The following is a 13,700-nucleotide window of genomic DNA, read 5'->3' as shown; positions in this document are numbered from 1 at the left end:
CTCGCTGGGCACCATGATGCCGCCGTCGATCGTGCTGATCATCTACGGCCTGATCGCCAGCGTCTCGATCGCCGACCTGTTCACCGCGGCGATCACCCCGGCGGTGATCCTGATGCTCTCCTACATCGCCTACGTGCTGGTGCGCTGCCTGAAGAACCCGGCCATGGGGCCACCGCTGACCGAGGCCGACCGCCAGGAGACCTTCGCCACCAAGGGCCAGGCGCTCAAGGCGATCATCGTGCCGGCGCTGATCGCGGTGCTGGTGCTGGGCTCGATCTACGGCGGCGTGGCCTCGGTCACCGAGGCGGCGGCGATGGGCGTGTTCGGCGTGCTGCTGGCGGTGGTGCTGCGCGGCGAGTTCTCGTTGAGGACCATGCACGAGAGCCTGGGCCAGACGCTGATGACCTGCGGCATGATCATCTGGATCGGCATCGGCGCGGCGGCACTGGTCGGGGTCTACAACCTGATGGGCGGCAACCGCTTCATCTCGGGCATGATCTTGGGCCTGGAGGTATCGCCGATCGTGATCATTCTGGTGATGATGGCGATCCTGCTGGTGCTGGGCATGTTCCTCGACTGGATCGGGGTGGCGATGCTGACCCTGCCGATCTTCGTGCCGATCATCGAGCAGCTGGGCTACAGCCCGATCTGGTTCGGCATCCTGTTCGCGGTGAACATGCAGGTGTCGTTCCTGTCGCCGCCGTTCGGGCCGGCCGCGTTCTACCTCAAGGGGGTGGCGCCGCCGGAGATCAGCCTCAAGGACATCTTCGTGTCGCTGCTGCCGTTCATCGCCATCCAGTTGTGCGTGCTGTTCGCGCTGCTGTTCTGGCCCAACCTGGCCATGTGGCTGGTCTAGTCGGAAGAATCGTAAAAGGATCGTCATGAAAATTACCCAACTGAAGACCTGGCAGGTACCGCCACGCTGGCTGTTTCTGAAGATCGAGACTGACGAAGGCTGCTACGGCTGGGGTGAGCCGGTGGTGGAAGGGCGGGCAGCGACCGTCGAGGCGGCGGTACACGAGCTGGCCGATTACCTGATTGGCCAGGACCCGCATCGTATCGAGCATCTGTGGAACACCATGTACCGTGCCGGTTTCTATCGTGGCGGGCCGATTCTGATGAGTGCAATTGCCGGGATCGATCAGGCGCTGTGGGATCTCAAGGGGCGTGACCTGGGCGTTCCCGTCCACCAGCTATTGGGTGGTCAGGTACGCGACAAAATGCGCATGTATGCCTGGACCGGCGGCGATCGTCCCAGCGACGTGGGGGCCGGTGCCAAGGCGCTGGTCGATCAGGGCTTCACGGCGTTCAAGATGAACGGGACGCCGGAAATGCAGATCGTCGACTCGCATCGCAAGATCGACGACGCCGTGGCGCGCGTGGCCGAGGCCCGCGAGGCGGTGGGTCCGGATGTAGGTATTGCCATCGATTTCCATGGCCGTGTGCACCGGCCGATGGCCAAGGCGCTGCTGCGCGAACTCGAGCCGTACCACCCGATGTTCGTCGAGGAGCCGGTCCTGCCCGAGCACCTGCCGAGCCTCAAGCATATTGCCACCGGCCTGGGCTATCCGATCGCCACAGGTGAGCGCCTGCATACTCGCTTCCAGTTCCGCGACCTGCTGGCCGAGGGCATGGTGGACATTGTCCAGCCTGACCTGTCGCATTGTGGGGGTATCAGCGAAGGGTTGAAGATCGCGTCGCTGGCTTCATGCCACGATGTCGCGCTGGCACCGCATTGCCCGCTCGGTCCGCTGACGCTGGCTGCGTCGCTGCATGTCGATGCCGTCAGCCACAATGCCTTCATCCAAGAACAGAGCATGGGGATCCACTACAATCGGGACAACGACGTCCTCGATTATCTAGTCGACAAGTCGGCCTTGAGCATTAGGGACGGGTTCTGCGAGATCCCGCAGGGGCCGGGTTTGGGCGTCGAGATCGACGAGGCCTTCGTGGAGGAGCGCGCCAAGGTGGGCCATCGCTGGCGCAACCCGGTCTGGACGCATGAGGACGGCAGTATTGCCGAGTGGTAAGGAGAGGTTATGAACGAGACACGCCGTGCCGCGCTGAACGCGGCCATGAGGGAGCTGCCGTTGGCGGCGATCCTGCGTGGGGTGAGGCCGGACGAGATCGACAGCATCTTCGATGCCCTGGTCGCGTCGGGATTCAAGTTGATCGAGATTCCGCTCAATTCGCCACGTCCTTGGGAAAGTATCGAGCGGGTCGCCAAGCGCTGTCCCGATGATGTGGTGATCGGCGCCGGCACGGTACTCGATCCTGAGGCTTGCCGTCGCCTTGCCGATCTTGATGCGCCCCTGGTCATTACGCCAAACACTGATCCTGCCGTCATCGGTGAAGCCGTGGCGCAGGACCTGGCACCGATGATCGGTTGCATGACGCCCACCGAGGCGCTGGCCGCGGCCCGTGCAGGCGCCAGTGCGCTCAAGCTGTTCCCCGCGGCACGCCTGGGGATTGGCTATTACCGGGACATGAAAGCCGTGTTGCCGTCAGACATGCCGGTCTTTGCCGTGGGCGGCATCGACCAGTCCAACATGAGCGAGTGGATCACTGCTGGTATCGACGGCTTCGGCTTCGGTGGCAGCGTGTACCGGCCGGGCTGGTCGGCGCAGGAGGTGGAACGCTGTGCGCGTGGTCTGGTCGCCGAGTGGTGTCGCGTCAAGGAAGGCCTGGCCCAGGCAGACGGTCTCGAGCGCGAGGCGGACGCATGACGTCGTCGAGACTCATCGCCATCGACTGGGGAACCAGTAACTTCCGCGCCTTCCTGGTCGATCGCGACTCCGGCGAAGTGCTGGATAGCCGGCGTTCCGATGCCGGCCTGCGTTCGCTGAGCAGCGCCGAGTTTCCCCATTACTGTGCCGCCCAGGTCGGCGGGTGGCGAGAGGAAGGGCGGGTGCCGGTCTACCTGGCCGGCATGGTGGGCTCCAAGCGCGGCTGGAGCGAGGCGCCGCAACTGGATTTGCCGGTCGATGCCGATGCGCTGGCCAGCCATGTCGTGGCGGCTCCCGGGCTGGACAACGCCTGGATCGTGCCGGGCGTCAAGATCGTGAGTTCCGAGCACGTCGACGTCATGCGCGGCGAGGAGATTCAAGCCTTCGGTGCCCTGTCGATTGCCAAGACGAGCGAGGCGTTGTGCTGCCTGCCGGGGACGCATAGCAAGTGGGCGCGCCTCGAGGAGGGGAAGCTGGTCGACTTTGTCACCGCCATGACGGGGGAACTCTATCATGCAGTGCGCTTTCATACCTTGCCCGGCGAGCCGGCCCGGGAGTCGGCCGAGTTCGAGGCGACAGCCTTCCACCAGGGGCTCGAGGCGGCGGCACACCCGGCGGGCTTGCTGCATGCCTTGTTCGAGGCGCGAAGCAGGCATCTCTATGCGGGACTTGCCGACAATCAGGTCGGTAGCTTCATTTCCGGTGTCATGATCGGTAGCGAGGTCCGCACCCAGCGTTCACTTCATTCCGAGGCCCGTCGCGTCATTCTGGTCGGCTCCAGCGCGCTCAATGCCCTGTATCGGCTGGCCATGCAACAGGCAGGTTTCGAGGACATTGTCGAAGTGGATAGCGACCGGGCGACCTTGGCAGGACTGGTCGCTCTGGCCGAAAAACATCATTGATGTCTCTTCCGAATGCCAGCCTTCCGGCTGGCATTTTTTCACCCTATGCCTAATCAGGCATGCCTGCTATCGCGTAGGTAAATGACGTAGCGCTCGACGATATCCTCGGGGGACTGGCGGATATCAATTTGCCAGGCTTCACTGGCCAAGGGGATCTCCAGGGCCTCGAGTTGGCTATCCAGCATGTGCTCGCCATGAAAGAAGTGTGAGTCGCGCGAGGTAAGCCGTTGCAGCAGTGTCTCGCGACTGCCATGCAGGTAGAGAATCTCGAGTTCCGGTGCGCCTTGGCGCAGGACATCCCGATAACGTTTCTTCAGTGCAGAGCAGCCGATGACTACCGACTCGCCGCGATAATGGTAATCACGATAGAGGCCGGAGAGGGTCACTAACCAGTCTTTTCTATCGTCGTCACTAAGCGGTTCGCCGCGTGACATTTTGGCGATGCTGCTTGCGCTGTGATGATCGTCCCCATCGATAAAGTGACAACCTAGCTCTTTGGCCAAGGCCCGGCCGATATGCGACTTTCCCGAGCCCGAGACGCCCATGACGAGAATACACTTGGGTGACGTTTCCATCTGCTATTGTTCCTGAAGTGAAGCGCTTTCCAACGTGGTAAGAATACCATTTCTGCATCGCGAATTAGCGGCTCCTGCCAGCCAATATGCGTAGAAAAACGTAACTTTCATGGATTGCACCAAAAATGAACATGAAGAGCTTCTCCATAAGGCAATAGGCCACCTGGCGACACCCTCGGTGACCTGGAACCGCTGGCCAGTGCCTGAGTTTGCGGAATTGGCATGCAACGTGCTTATGCACACTCATAGGGCGATGACATCGGGTGAATCGCCAAGCACGCGAGAGGGTTTGCAATGCAGGAGACCATTTCGCCACCGCTGCGCCTGGTCTTCACTGACCTGGATGGATCGCTGCTCGATCATCACGATTACGGCTGGGAGCCGGCTCGGCCTTGGTTGGAGCGCTTGGACGCCGCTGGCGTGCCGGTCATTCCCGTAACCAGCAAGACCCGCGCGGAGCTGCTTCCCTTGCGGCAGGCGCTTGGCCTCGAGCAGACGCCTTTCATCGCCGAGAACGGCGCCATCATCGGTTTACCTGCTGCCTGGCAGCATGCCCGTCTGGATCGCGACCCTGCCAATGTCGATGGGCTGCGAGTGAAAGCCTTGAGCGTGGATAGTGATTTCCTCATGCGCCGGCTCGCAGTGATTCGTGAAAGGCTGGGAGTGGCCTTTCGCTGCCTGCCCGACATGACGATCGAGGCAATCATCGAAGCGACCGGTCTGGATGCAGCGCGGGCCGGGCAGGCACGCGAGCGGGAAGGCAGCATTCCGTTGCTCTGGGACGATAGCGAGGCAATGCTCGACGCGTTCCGGACCCTGCTGGCCAACGATGACCTGGTACTGACGCAGGGCGGGCGGTTCTGGCACGTGATGGGCAACATCGACAAGGGCAGGGCAGTGAGCTGGCTCGTGGCACGCCTTGGTGCGCTGCGCGGTATAAATCCCTGGTCGCTGGGGCTGGGCGACGGGCCCAATGACGTTGCGCTGCTGAACGCCTGCGATGCGGCGGTACTCATCCGTGGCATGCACTCTCATCCCGTCGAGATAGATCATCCCCGCCTTTATCGCACCGTGGAAACCGGGCCGCGTGGCTGGGCCGAAGGTATGGAACATTGGCTTGGACAGGAGCTGGCATGAGCGATTTCTACCAGAACGGTATCATCACCAACTTTCATAACCTGACTCGGCGTCCGGTGGAAGAGCTCGAGGCCGATCTGGTGCGTTTCGCCAAGCGTCGGCCCATGGGCCTGATCCTGCCTTCGCTTTACTCCGAACTCGAAGGCCCGGCCTTGGCCAACATCGTCGATGAGCTGACTCGGGTGCCGTATCTCAACGAAATCGTCATCGGCCTCGACCGGGCCGACCGCGACCAGTTCTTGCGTGCCCGGGAGTTTTTCTCGAAGCTGCCGCAACACCATCGTATCCTGTGGAACGATGGTCCGCGGCTCAAGGCGCTGGATGCCGAACTCGAAGCGGAGGGGATTTCCCCCCAGGAGCCCGGCAAGGGACGTAACGTCTGGTATTGCGCCGGTTACGTGCAGTCCTCGCGACGCACCGAAGCGGTCGCGCTGCATGACTGCGACATCGTCACTTACGATCGCGGCTTGCTGGCGCGTCTGATCTACCCCGTTGCACACCCGCAGTTCAATTACGAGTTCTGCAAGGGCTACTACTCGCGGATCGCCGACGGCAAGCTCAATGGGCGCGTAGCGCGGTTGATGGTGACTCCGATGCTGCGCGCGCTGAAGGCAATCTACGGTCCGCTGCCTTTTCTCGATTATCTGGACAGCTACCGGTACCCGTTATCCGGTGAGTTCTCGATGCGTACCGACGTACTCGATGGCATTCGCATTCCCAGTGACTGGGGCCTGGAGATCGGCGTGCTCTCCGAGGTGCATCGCAATTATTCCACCAAGCGCCTGTGCCAGGTGGATATCGCCGACGTCTACGATCACAAGCATCAGCCAGTCTCCGAGGGCGATGCCACGGGCGGCCTCAACCGCATGAGCCTGGACATCGCCAAGGCGCTCTATCGCAAGCTGGCCACCCTCGGTGTGCAGATCAGTGCCGAGAGCTTTCGTACCATCAAGGCCACCTACTATCGCATTGCCCTGGACCTGATCGAGACCTACGACAACGACGCCATCATGAATGGACTGAAACTCGACCGGCACAGTGAAGAACAAGCCGTGGAACTGTTCGCCAGCAATATCATGGAGGCCGGCAAGGCATTTCTCGAATATCCGCGCGACAAGCCGTTCATTCCCAGCTGGAACCGCGTGCAAGCGGCCTTTCCCGATGTTCTGGAGCGGATGCACGAAGCGGTCGAACTGGACAATCAGGGCAAGGTTTAGTCCGCCGTGCACTGGCAGGTCGGATGTATATATGAAAAGTGAATAACGTTATTCCTTTTGTTCGTGTATACTACCCCCTGACAAGCGTTGCGATAGGGAGGCTGTTTCATGAGCAATCCAGAGGTCACGGCGTTCTTCGACGAGCCCACCAATACTTTCAGCTACGTCGTGCGCGATCCCGACAGCACAGCCTGTGCAATTCTCGATTCGGTCATGGATTTCGACTATGCCTCGGGCGCCACGGGCTGGCAGTCGGCTGACCGGATCATCGAATTCATTCAGCGCGAAGGGCTCGCGGTCGAGTGGATCCTCGAAACGCATGTCCATGCCGATCATCTCACGGCGGCGCCGTACCTGCAGGAGCGCCTGGGTGGGAAGACCGGTATCGGGGCGAAGATTAGCCAAGTCCAGTCCATCTTTGGCGACCTGTTCAATAGTGGTGATGAGTTCGCTAGAGATGGCAGTCAGTTCGACCGGCTGTTCGAGGAGGGTGACACGTTCAGTATCGGCAGGTTGCAAGCTCGTGTACTGCATACGCCGGGACACACACCGGCCTGCCTCACCTATGTCATCGGCGATGCCGCCTTCGTCGGAGATACCCTGTTCATGCCCGACTACGGCACAGCGCGTTGTGACTTTCCCGGTGGTGATGCGCGCACCTTGTACCGCTCTATCCAGAAGGTTCTGGCGCTGCCCGACGAGACCCGCTTGTTCCTGTGCCACGATTACAAGGCGCCGGGTCGCGAAGATTATGCCTGCCAGACGACGGTCGGCGAGCAGCGCCGGGACAACGTCCATGTACACCAAGGTGTCGACGAGGTGGACTTCGTTGCCATGCGCACTGAGCGCGATAGCACGCTGGGCATGCCCAAGCTGATCATTCCTTCGGTCCAGGTCAACATGCGTGCCGGGCACCTGCCGCCGGCCGAAGACAATGGTCGGGTCTACCTCAAGGTGCCCATCAACGCCTTCGGCCAGCCCCGGAAGTCGTAGAGGAGGGAGGCAATGGACTGGATGGCAAGTATTCAGGGGTTGATCGGCGGGGTGCTGATCGGCCTGGCGGCGGTGTGGCTGATGGCCAGCCTGGGGCGCATCGCCGGAATCAGTGGGATTGTCTCGGGACTCTTGCTGGACCGGCCGCAGGGCGACAGTGCCTGGCGAGTGGCTTTTGTCGCTGGGCTGGTCAGCGGACCGTTGCTGTTGGCGCTGACAGGTAGCGGTCTTGGCAATGTGGTGGGGCAATCAGGCGCCGTGGTTGGCGAGCCTGTCGCTGGCGTGACGACGATGCTCATCGCCGGGCTGCTGGTGGGCGTCGGTACCGGCATCGGCAGTGGCTGCACCAGCGGACACGGCGTTTGCGGGCTGGCCCGACTTTCCCCGCGCTCATTGGCCGCCACCTTGACCTTCATGGCAGCGGCTATCGTCACCGTGTTTGTAGTCAGGCATGTGGGAGGCTGAGCATGAAGACACTGATGGCGTACCTGGCCGGATTGCTTTTCGGCCTGGGGCTGGCAATCGGGGGCATGACCGACCCGGCCCGCGTGCTGGGCTTCCTTGACCTGTTCGGCAACTGGGACCCGACGCTGGCCTTCGTCATGGGCGGTGCCGTGATCACCACGTTCATTGGCTACCGATGGGTGTTGCGCCAACCCCATCCCCTGTTTGCGGCAGGTTTCCAGTTGCCGACGCGGCGCGATCTCGATGCCCGGCTGCTGGGTGGCGCCACCCTGTTTGGCGTAGGCTGGGGGCTGTCCGGCTACTGCCCAGGGCCGGCCGTGGCCTCGCTGGCGGGGCCGACGCCGCCGCTGCTGGCGCTGTTGATCGCTATGATCGTCGGTTGGTGGCTGGCCAGGCAGTTGCCGGCCTCGTCGAGCCGGGCATCGTCATCGCTGCACCGCTCCTGAGCCTTCAGGCTCAAAGCGGAAGATCGCAACGGATACGCGGCCGGTAGGGTATGACAAACTCAGACCGTAGCCTGGGGCAGCACCTTGCGAAGAAAGCGCTGGGTGCGTTCATCGCGAGGTTGATGGAACAGCTCGCTTGGCGGGGCCTGTTCGACGATTCGGCCTTCATCCATGAATATCACACGGTCGGCCACGTCGCGGGCGAATCGCATTTCATGGGTTACCACGATCATGGTCTGGCGCTCGGCGGCGAGTTGTTTCATCAGGCCCAGCACCTCATCGACCCACTCCGGATCGAGGGCTGACGTCGGTTCGTCGAAGAGTATGACCTCGGCATTGGCGGCCATCGCCCGGCCGATGCCCACGCGTTGCTGCTGACCGCCGGACAGCGAGGCAGGGTACGCATCGGCCTTGTCGGCCAACCCGATACGCTCGAGGATCTCCCGGGCTCGTGCGTGGGCCTGCGCCTTGGGAAGGCCGTCAACGACTATCATTCCCTCACTGATGTTCTCGAGCGCGGTCTTGTTGGCAAACAGCGCGTAGTTCTGAAATACGAAAGCGGTACGGCGACGCAGCGCGAGAATATCGCGTGTGGTGGCGCGGGTGACGTCGAAGGAGAGGTCACCGACCGTAAGATGCCCGGCATCGGGGCGCTCGAGAAAGTTGATGCAGCGTAGCAGGGTCGATTTGCCGGTACCTGATGGCCCAATGACGACAATGATTTCTCCCTGTGCAAGCGACAGGTCGATGTTCTCGAATACCGGCTGGTCGTCGAAGCGCTTGGTGATGCCCTTGAGTTCGATCATCGTTGGTAAGCTCGGTTGAGTCGGACTTCCAGTCGCCGCTGAAGCCAGGAAAGTGCCTCGACGATGATCCAATAGATGATTGCCACGACGAGAAAGGCCTCGAAGTAGAGAAAGCTGCTGGCCGCTTCTTTCTGGGTCGCACCCATGAGCTCGGTGACGCCAAGCGTAAATGCCAGCGAGGTGGCTTTGATCATGTCGATGAAGTAGTTCATCAATGTCGGCGTAGCGATGCGTGTCGCCTGGGGCAGGACAATACGCCGCATCAGTTGGCCCTGTGTCATGCCGATGGATAGCGCGGCTTCTGTCTGGCTGCGATCGACACCGACGATAGCCGCGCGAATGGACTCTGCCATGTAGGCTGAGAAATGCAGGGTCAGGCCCATGATGGTCGCTGTGATGCCATTGATCGCGACCAGAAAGGCCAGTAGCTGTGGCAGGCCGTAATAGAACAGGAACAGCTGAACCAGCAGCGGCGTACCGCGAAAGAAGGAGATGAACAGCATCGCCAGGGCATTGAGGAAGCGTAACCGGCGAACGCGCACGACGGCCAGCAGGCAGGCCAAAATCAGGGCACAGGCCATGCCGGCGACGGCCATCTCCAGGGTAAGTGGCAGATAGCCCAGCAGGATGGGCACGAGGCCCAGCATGTAATCGACATCGAGCGCGTGCATTGGCGGTCAGCCTGACAGGAGAAAGGCACGGCGACCGGGGTATCCGGCCGCCAGCAGGTCAAGGTTGGGTGACGTCGCTACCGAACCATTTTTCGGATATCTCGGAAAGCTTGCCGCTGTCACGAAGTGACTCGAGTGCCGCGTTGACGCGGTCACGCATCGCTCGGCCTGCTTCATCATCACGGAAAGGCAGCGCATTTTCGATACGTGAGAAAGGTTTGCCGGCAAGCTGCAGGGGCAGTGGCTTGTCCTTGATCACTTGGGAGGCACTGATCCGGTCCATGACAAAGGCATCGGCGCGCCCCAGGGCGACGTCCTGCTCGACATTGGATTCGTAGGTCTTGATGTCGATCTGGTCAGCGTAGGGAAGCTCGTGCAGCAGGTCTTCATAATTCGAACCCAGGTTGACCGCGACGGTCTTGCCCTTGAGATCCTCGACGCCCTTGATGCTGTCGTTGCCTTCGCGTACGACCACCTGAGCGCCATCGTAGACGTAAGGCTCGGTAAAGGCGTACTTGGCTTGGCGCTCCGGCGTGATGGTGATCTGATTGGCGATGGTGTCGATGCGCCCGGAGTCGAGCATGCCGGCCAGGCCGGAGAAACTGGCGGTGACGAATTCGATATCGTCGCCGGTTGATTCGCCGATGGCGTTCATGACATCGACTTCGAAACCTTTCAGCTGATCCTGTTCAACGAAGGTAAAAGGGTAGTAGCTGCCAGACATACCGACTCGTAAGGTTTCAGCATGGGCCGTGCCCATGGTGAGGGCGAGCGCAGCCAGGGTTATGGAGAGCAGGCGCGGGAAGGTCATGGTTGACTCCTGAAGTGAAGACTGACGCAAGTGTAGCGTACGCTGTCGGTTCGGAATAATAGTTGTATTTAATATTCCATAAAGTTTTGCTGAATAGTCGCGTGACCGCCGCTATGGCTGGGATACCAGCCACAGGCTGCGATAGGGCCGAAGGGTATCCGGCTCGTCGGGCTGCCAGGGAGCGCCATCCTCGAGCACATCGTACCAAGTGTTTTCCCTGAGTGACGGCACCTCGAGTGGCTGGCGTTTGTCGCTGATGTTGTAGATGGCCAGCAGTCGTCGACCGTCCGGTAGCGGGCCGCGCTGGATGGCGAACAACCCGGGAGGGGTGTCGAGCACCGTCTGGGCGGCTTCGGGGTGGAAACAGGGCTCGCCGGCGCGCAGCGCAAGGCGACGCTTGAGGGACATGAACGCTTCGCGCGTCGGCGTGCTGCGGCTGTCCAGCAGCTCCTCGAGTTCTTCCTTGTTCCAGCGCCGGCGATTGATCGAGCGCAGATGGCCGCTACGTTCGACGCCTTCGTAATCGTTGAGCGTGGCGGTCAGCGAGTGAAAATAGAGGCCGGGAATGCCCTGCAACGCCAGCAGCAGGTTCTGGCTGCACAGGAATCGCTCCACCTGCCAGGCGTCGGCGCCGCGTCGCGTGCCCTTCATGGCATCGTAGTAGGCGATATTGATTTCGTAGGGTGAGTCACTGCCGTCAGAGTTGGCTTTCATGCTCACGTAACCGCCGAAGCGATGCATCAGCTCCAGCAGTTTCTCGACCTCATGGGGTGGCAATAGCCCTTCCAGGGCACGTACGCCGATTCCGTCATGGCTGGCGGTAAAATTGAAATAGCTGCAACCGGAGGGCAATGTCGGGAGTGAGCGCGCCCAGTCGCTGAGCAGCGTGGCATCGCCACTGGTGAAGGTATGTATCAGCAGTGGCGGCAGGGTGAACTGATAGATCAGGTGGGCTTCGTCGGGGGTGGCGTAGTCGGCGGAAGCCTCGCTTACTCGATCATGGCCCGACAGGCCCAGGCGTTCCAGGCCAAAATAGCTCATGTTCTCTGCGTGGGGTACGTTGGTCTCGGTGATCAACAGGGTGCCCGGGGCGACAAAGTCGAGGATGGCGCGCAGCAAGCGTACCACGGCGTGCGTTTGCGGAAGGTGAATGCAGGAAGTGCCGATCTCTTTCCACAGGTAGGCGATGGCATCGAGGCGGATCATGCGCACACCCTGCTCGACGTAGTAGAGCATGATGCCCACGAACTCCAGCAGTACATCGGGGTTGGCGAAGTTGAGGTCGATCTGGTCCTCGGAGAAAGTCGCCCAGACGTGACGGGTGCCGCGGCGCGTGGAGACCGGTACCAGCAATGGCGTATTGCGTGGTCGAGTGACCTGCGAGACGTCGGTTGCAGGGTCCATCTCGATGAAATAGTCGCGCCCCGGTTGGCTTCCGGTCAGGTAGTCGACGAACCATAGCGACTCGCGCGAGACATGATTGATGACCAGGTCGGCCATCAGACCGCGTTTGCTGGCCAGGCGGCGGATATGTTCCCAGTCGCCCAGCGCCGGGTTCACCTCGCGGTAGTGAATGACCGAGAACCCGTCGTCGCTGCTCCAGGGGAAGAAGGGCAGGATATGCACGCCACTGAATGTGTCCGGCAGGCGCTCGTCAAGGAACTCGTCGAGCACCTCCAGAGGCGGGCGGTCACCGTCCAGCAGAGTGTCGCCGTAGGTGATCAGCCATTGATCGCGCTCGCTCCACAAGGGGCGCGGCGTGGCATCGATTGCACTGCGTTGGTGCATCAGCAGGGTCAGCAGGCGGCGCAGGACTTCCCCGGCCCGCGGGCCATAGATTTCCTGCAGTCGCGCTTCGGCCCGTGTGATGAATTCGCTTTCTTCCAGCGCTCTGGCGGGGGTGGGCGGCAAGGCGTGCCGTTGGACACTGGAGATGTCGGGCATGGCTGGGAATCCTCGTTCGTCTGCGTCCTTACTCCGCTTGTCTTGCATCAGACGTGCCAGCCATTCTACCGAGGTGGATCGGGACGAGCCGATCCGCCTCCGCATGCCTTAGCGCCTGACGACGCGATAAAGGACCAGCAGCACGATGGCACCCAGCACGGCAATGACGAAGCTGCCGAGGTTGAAGCCATCTACCGAGCCGAAGCCCAGTGCTGTACCGATCCAGCCGCCGACGACCGCCCCGAGGATCCCGATGATGATAGTGATGATGAAGCCACCCGGGTCCTTGCCGGGCATGATGAGTTTGGCGATGATACCGGCAATCAGACCGAAGATGATCCAGGCGAAGAAACCCATGTTGTCTCCTTACATTAGGGATTGGTGTGCAGACATGAGCATGGTCGGTTGGGCCGGGGTTAAGCAAGGAGATTCGTCGTTTCCGCCTTTTGCGGCAAACCGTTACAATGCCATGAACATGCACACGGATGCCGACTGATGCACTGTCCTTTCTGTGGTACGCACGAGACCAAAGTGACCGATTCCCGCCTGGTCGCGGATGGCGATCAGGTTCGCCGACGGCGGCAATGCACTGCCTGCGGCGAACGTTTCACCACTTACGAGACCGCCGAACTGGTCATGCCTCGCGTGGTCAAGGCGGACGGGTCTCGCGAGAGCTTCGACGAGCGCAAGTTGCGCGATGGCATGCTGCGGGCCCTCGAGAAGCGCCCGGTCAGCGCCGAGTCCACCGAAGCGGCCATCGAGCGTATTCGCCAGCGACTGCGCGCCCGTGGTGAGCGCGAAATCGAGGCGCGGGAGATCGGTGAAGAGGTCATGGGCGCCCTCAAGCGACTCGACCAGGTGGCCTACATTCGTTTCGCGTCGGTATATCGCCGTTTTCAGGATATCGACGAGTTCCGGGCCGAAATCGACCGCTTGGCCCAGGAGCCTTCCTTTCCCCCTCAGGATGACGAGCGCTAGGCTGGCGGGTACGGACCCTGCCGGTCCTC

The 13,700-nt window shown here is 61.5% G+C and carries 16 protein-coding genes; 10 read left to right on the top strand and 6 right to left on the bottom strand.

Going from position 1 to position 13,700, the window contains the following annotated elements:
- From BM194_RS01840 to BM194_RS01825, 4 genes are all read left to right on the top strand, one after another.
- A partial coding sequence (locus tag BM194_RS01840; protein ID WP_092843054.1) for a TRAP transporter large permease occupies positions 1-856 on the top strand: 856 nt, incomplete at its 5' end.
- A gap of 25 nt (positions 857-881) precedes the next feature.
- Entirely contained in the window at positions 882-2,030 is a 1,149-nt protein-coding gene (gene dgoD, locus BM194_RS01835) for a galactonate dehydratase (RefSeq protein WP_092842996.1), read from the top strand.
- A 9-nt stretch (positions 2,031-2,039) separates the two neighbouring features.
- Complete coding sequence (locus BM194_RS01830) at positions 2,040-2,726, top strand: 2-dehydro-3-deoxy-6-phosphogalactonate aldolase (RefSeq protein ID WP_092842994.1); 687 nt, start codon at positions 2,040-2,042, stop codon at positions 2,724-2,726.
- Positions 2,723-3,628 (top strand): 2-dehydro-3-deoxygalactonokinase, encoded by a 906-nt coding sequence (locus tag BM194_RS01825; RefSeq protein WP_092842992.1) that lies wholly within the window; start codon positions 2,723-2,725, stop codon positions 3,626-3,628. The genes BM194_RS01830 and BM194_RS01825 overlap by 4 nt, the downstream gene beginning before the upstream one ends.
- A 53-nt stretch (positions 3,629-3,681) precedes the next feature.
- Here the strand turns inward: BM194_RS01825 and BM194_RS01820 are convergent, their stop codons facing one another.
- Complete coding sequence (locus tag BM194_RS01820) at positions 3,682-4,203, bottom strand: gluconokinase (RefSeq protein ID WP_092842990.1); 522 nt, start codon at positions 4,201-4,203, stop codon at positions 3,682-3,684.
- 294 nt (positions 4,204-4,497) lie between these two features.
- Between BM194_RS01820 and BM194_RS01815 the strand changes: the two genes are divergently transcribed.
- The 5 genes from BM194_RS01815 to BM194_RS01795 all read left to right on the top strand — a co-directional run bounded on the left by BM194_RS01815 (position 4,498) and on the right by BM194_RS01795 (position 8,461).
- Entirely contained in the window at positions 4,498-5,340 is an 843-nt protein-coding gene (locus BM194_RS01815) for an HAD-IIB family hydrolase (protein ID WP_092842988.1), read from the top strand.
- Positions 5,337-6,557, top strand: a complete 1,221-nt coding sequence (locus BM194_RS01810) for a glycosyltransferase family protein (protein ID WP_092842986.1) — start codon at positions 5,337-5,339, stop codon at positions 6,555-6,557. The genes BM194_RS01815 and BM194_RS01810 overlap by 4 nt, the downstream gene beginning before the upstream one ends.
- A 108-nt stretch (positions 6,558-6,665) precedes the next feature.
- Positions 6,666-7,550 carry an MBL fold metallo-hydrolase gene (locus tag BM194_RS01805; RefSeq protein ID WP_092842984.1) on the top strand — a complete coding sequence of 295 codons (885 nt, stop codon included), beginning with the start codon at positions 6,666-6,668 and terminating at the stop codon, positions 7,548-7,550.
- 12 nt (positions 7,551-7,562) lie between these two features.
- Positions 7,563-8,015, top strand: a complete 453-nt coding sequence (locus BM194_RS01800; protein WP_092842982.1) for a YeeE/YedE family protein — start codon at positions 7,563-7,565, stop codon at positions 8,013-8,015.
- A 2-nt stretch (positions 8,016-8,017) separates the two neighbouring features.
- The gene (locus BM194_RS01795; RefSeq protein WP_177223312.1) at positions 8,018-8,461 is read left to right on the top strand and encodes a DUF6691 family protein; all 444 of its coding nucleotides are present in this window, start codon (positions 8,018-8,020) and stop codon (positions 8,459-8,461) included.
- 59 nt (positions 8,462-8,520) lie between these two features.
- Here BM194_RS01795 and BM194_RS01790 read toward each other — a convergent pair whose 3' ends face one another.
- The 5 genes from BM194_RS01790 to BM194_RS01770 all read right to left on the bottom strand — a co-directional run bounded on the left by BM194_RS01790 (position 8,521) and on the right by BM194_RS01770 (position 13,050).
- Entirely contained in the window at positions 8,521-9,267 is a 747-nt protein-coding gene (locus BM194_RS01790) for an amino acid ABC transporter ATP-binding protein (RefSeq protein WP_092842980.1), read from the bottom strand.
- Positions 9,264-9,938 carry an amino acid ABC transporter permease gene (locus tag BM194_RS01785; protein WP_092842978.1) on the bottom strand — a complete coding sequence of 225 codons (675 nt, stop codon included), beginning with the start codon at positions 9,936-9,938 and terminating at the stop codon, positions 9,264-9,266. The genes BM194_RS01790 and BM194_RS01785 overlap by 4 nt, the downstream gene beginning before the upstream one ends.
- Positions 9,939-9,996: 58 nt before the next feature.
- On the bottom strand, positions 9,997-10,749 hold the full coding sequence (locus BM194_RS01780; protein ID WP_092842976.1) for an amino acid ABC transporter substrate-binding protein: 753 nt from the start codon (positions 10,747-10,749) through the stop codon (positions 9,997-9,999).
- Positions 10,750-10,860: 111 nt separating this feature from the next.
- Positions 10,861-12,693: a sugar phosphorylase gene (locus BM194_RS01775; protein ID WP_092842974.1), complete on the bottom strand. Its 1,833-nt coding sequence runs from the start codon at positions 12,691-12,693 to the stop codon at positions 10,861-10,863.
- Positions 12,694-12,801: 108 nt separating this feature from the next.
- Entirely contained in the window at positions 12,802-13,050 is a 249-nt protein-coding gene (locus tag BM194_RS01770) for a GlsB/YeaQ/YmgE family stress response membrane protein (RefSeq protein ID WP_092842972.1), read from the bottom strand.
- Positions 13,051-13,188: 138 nt separating this feature from the next.
- Between BM194_RS01770 and nrdR the strand changes: the two genes are divergently transcribed.
- Positions 13,189-13,671 carry a transcriptional regulator NrdR gene (gene nrdR / locus BM194_RS01765; protein WP_092842970.1) on the top strand — a complete coding sequence of 161 codons (483 nt, stop codon included), beginning with the start codon at positions 13,189-13,191 and terminating at the stop codon, positions 13,669-13,671.
- The last annotated feature ends 29 nt before the right edge of the window (positions 13,672-13,700 follow it).

Source organism: Modicisalibacter xianhensis (assembly GCF_900113605.1).
GTDB lineage: Bacteria > Pseudomonadota > Gammaproteobacteria > Pseudomonadales > Halomonadaceae > Modicisalibacter > Modicisalibacter xianhensis.
Note: the sequence above shows the minus strand (reverse complement) of the source record. Positions and strands in the feature narration are given on the sequence as shown.

What these genes read in the sequence shown, in the direction of transcription:
- dgoD (WP_092842996.1), top strand. Translation starts at nt 882, where the DNA reads ATGAAAATTACCCAACTGAAGACCTGGCAGGTACCGCCACGCTGGCTG.
- BM194_RS01830 (WP_092842994.1), top strand. Translation starts at nt 2,040, where the DNA reads ATGAACGAGACACGCCGTGCCGCGCTGAACGCGGCCATGAGGGAGCTG.
- BM194_RS01825 (WP_092842992.1), top strand. Translation starts at nt 2,723, where the DNA reads ATGACGTCGTCGAGACTCATCGCCATCGACTGGGGAACCAGTAACTTC.
- BM194_RS01820 (WP_092842990.1), bottom strand. Translation starts at nt 4,203, where the DNA reads ATGGAAACGTCACCCAAGTGTATTCTCGTCATGGGCGTCTCGGGCTCG.
- BM194_RS01815 (WP_092842988.1), top strand. Translation starts at nt 4,498, where the DNA reads ATGCAGGAGACCATTTCGCCACCGCTGCGCCTGGTCTTCACTGACCTG.
- BM194_RS01810 (WP_092842986.1), top strand. Translation starts at nt 5,337, where the DNA reads ATGAGCGATTTCTACCAGAACGGTATCATCACCAACTTTCATAACCTG.
- BM194_RS01805 (WP_092842984.1), top strand. Translation starts at nt 6,666, where the DNA reads ATGAGCAATCCAGAGGTCACGGCGTTCTTCGACGAGCCCACCAATACT.
- BM194_RS01800 (WP_092842982.1), top strand. Translation starts at nt 7,563, where the DNA reads ATGGACTGGATGGCAAGTATTCAGGGGTTGATCGGCGGGGTGCTGATC.
- BM194_RS01795 (WP_177223312.1), top strand. Translation starts at nt 8,018, where the DNA reads ATGAAGACACTGATGGCGTACCTGGCCGGATTGCTTTTCGGCCTGGGG.
- BM194_RS01790 (WP_092842980.1), bottom strand. Translation starts at nt 9,267, where the DNA reads ATGATCGAACTCAAGGGCATCACCAAGCGCTTCGACGACCAGCCGGTA.
- BM194_RS01785 (WP_092842978.1), bottom strand. Translation starts at nt 9,938, where the DNA reads ATGCACGCGCTCGATGTCGATTACATGCTGGGCCTCGTGCCCATCCTG.
- BM194_RS01780 (WP_092842976.1), bottom strand. Translation starts at nt 10,749, where the DNA reads ATGACCTTCCCGCGCCTGCTCTCCATAACCCTGGCTGCGCTCGCCCTC.
- BM194_RS01775 (WP_092842974.1), bottom strand. Translation starts at nt 12,693, where the DNA reads ATGCCCGACATCTCCAGTGTCCAACGGCACGCCTTGCCGCCCACCCCC.
- BM194_RS01770 (WP_092842972.1), bottom strand. Translation starts at nt 13,050, where the DNA reads ATGGGTTTCTTCGCCTGGATCATCTTCGGTCTGATTGCCGGTATCATC.
- nrdR (WP_092842970.1), top strand. Translation starts at nt 13,189, where the DNA reads ATGCACTGTCCTTTCTGTGGTACGCACGAGACCAAAGTGACCGATTCC.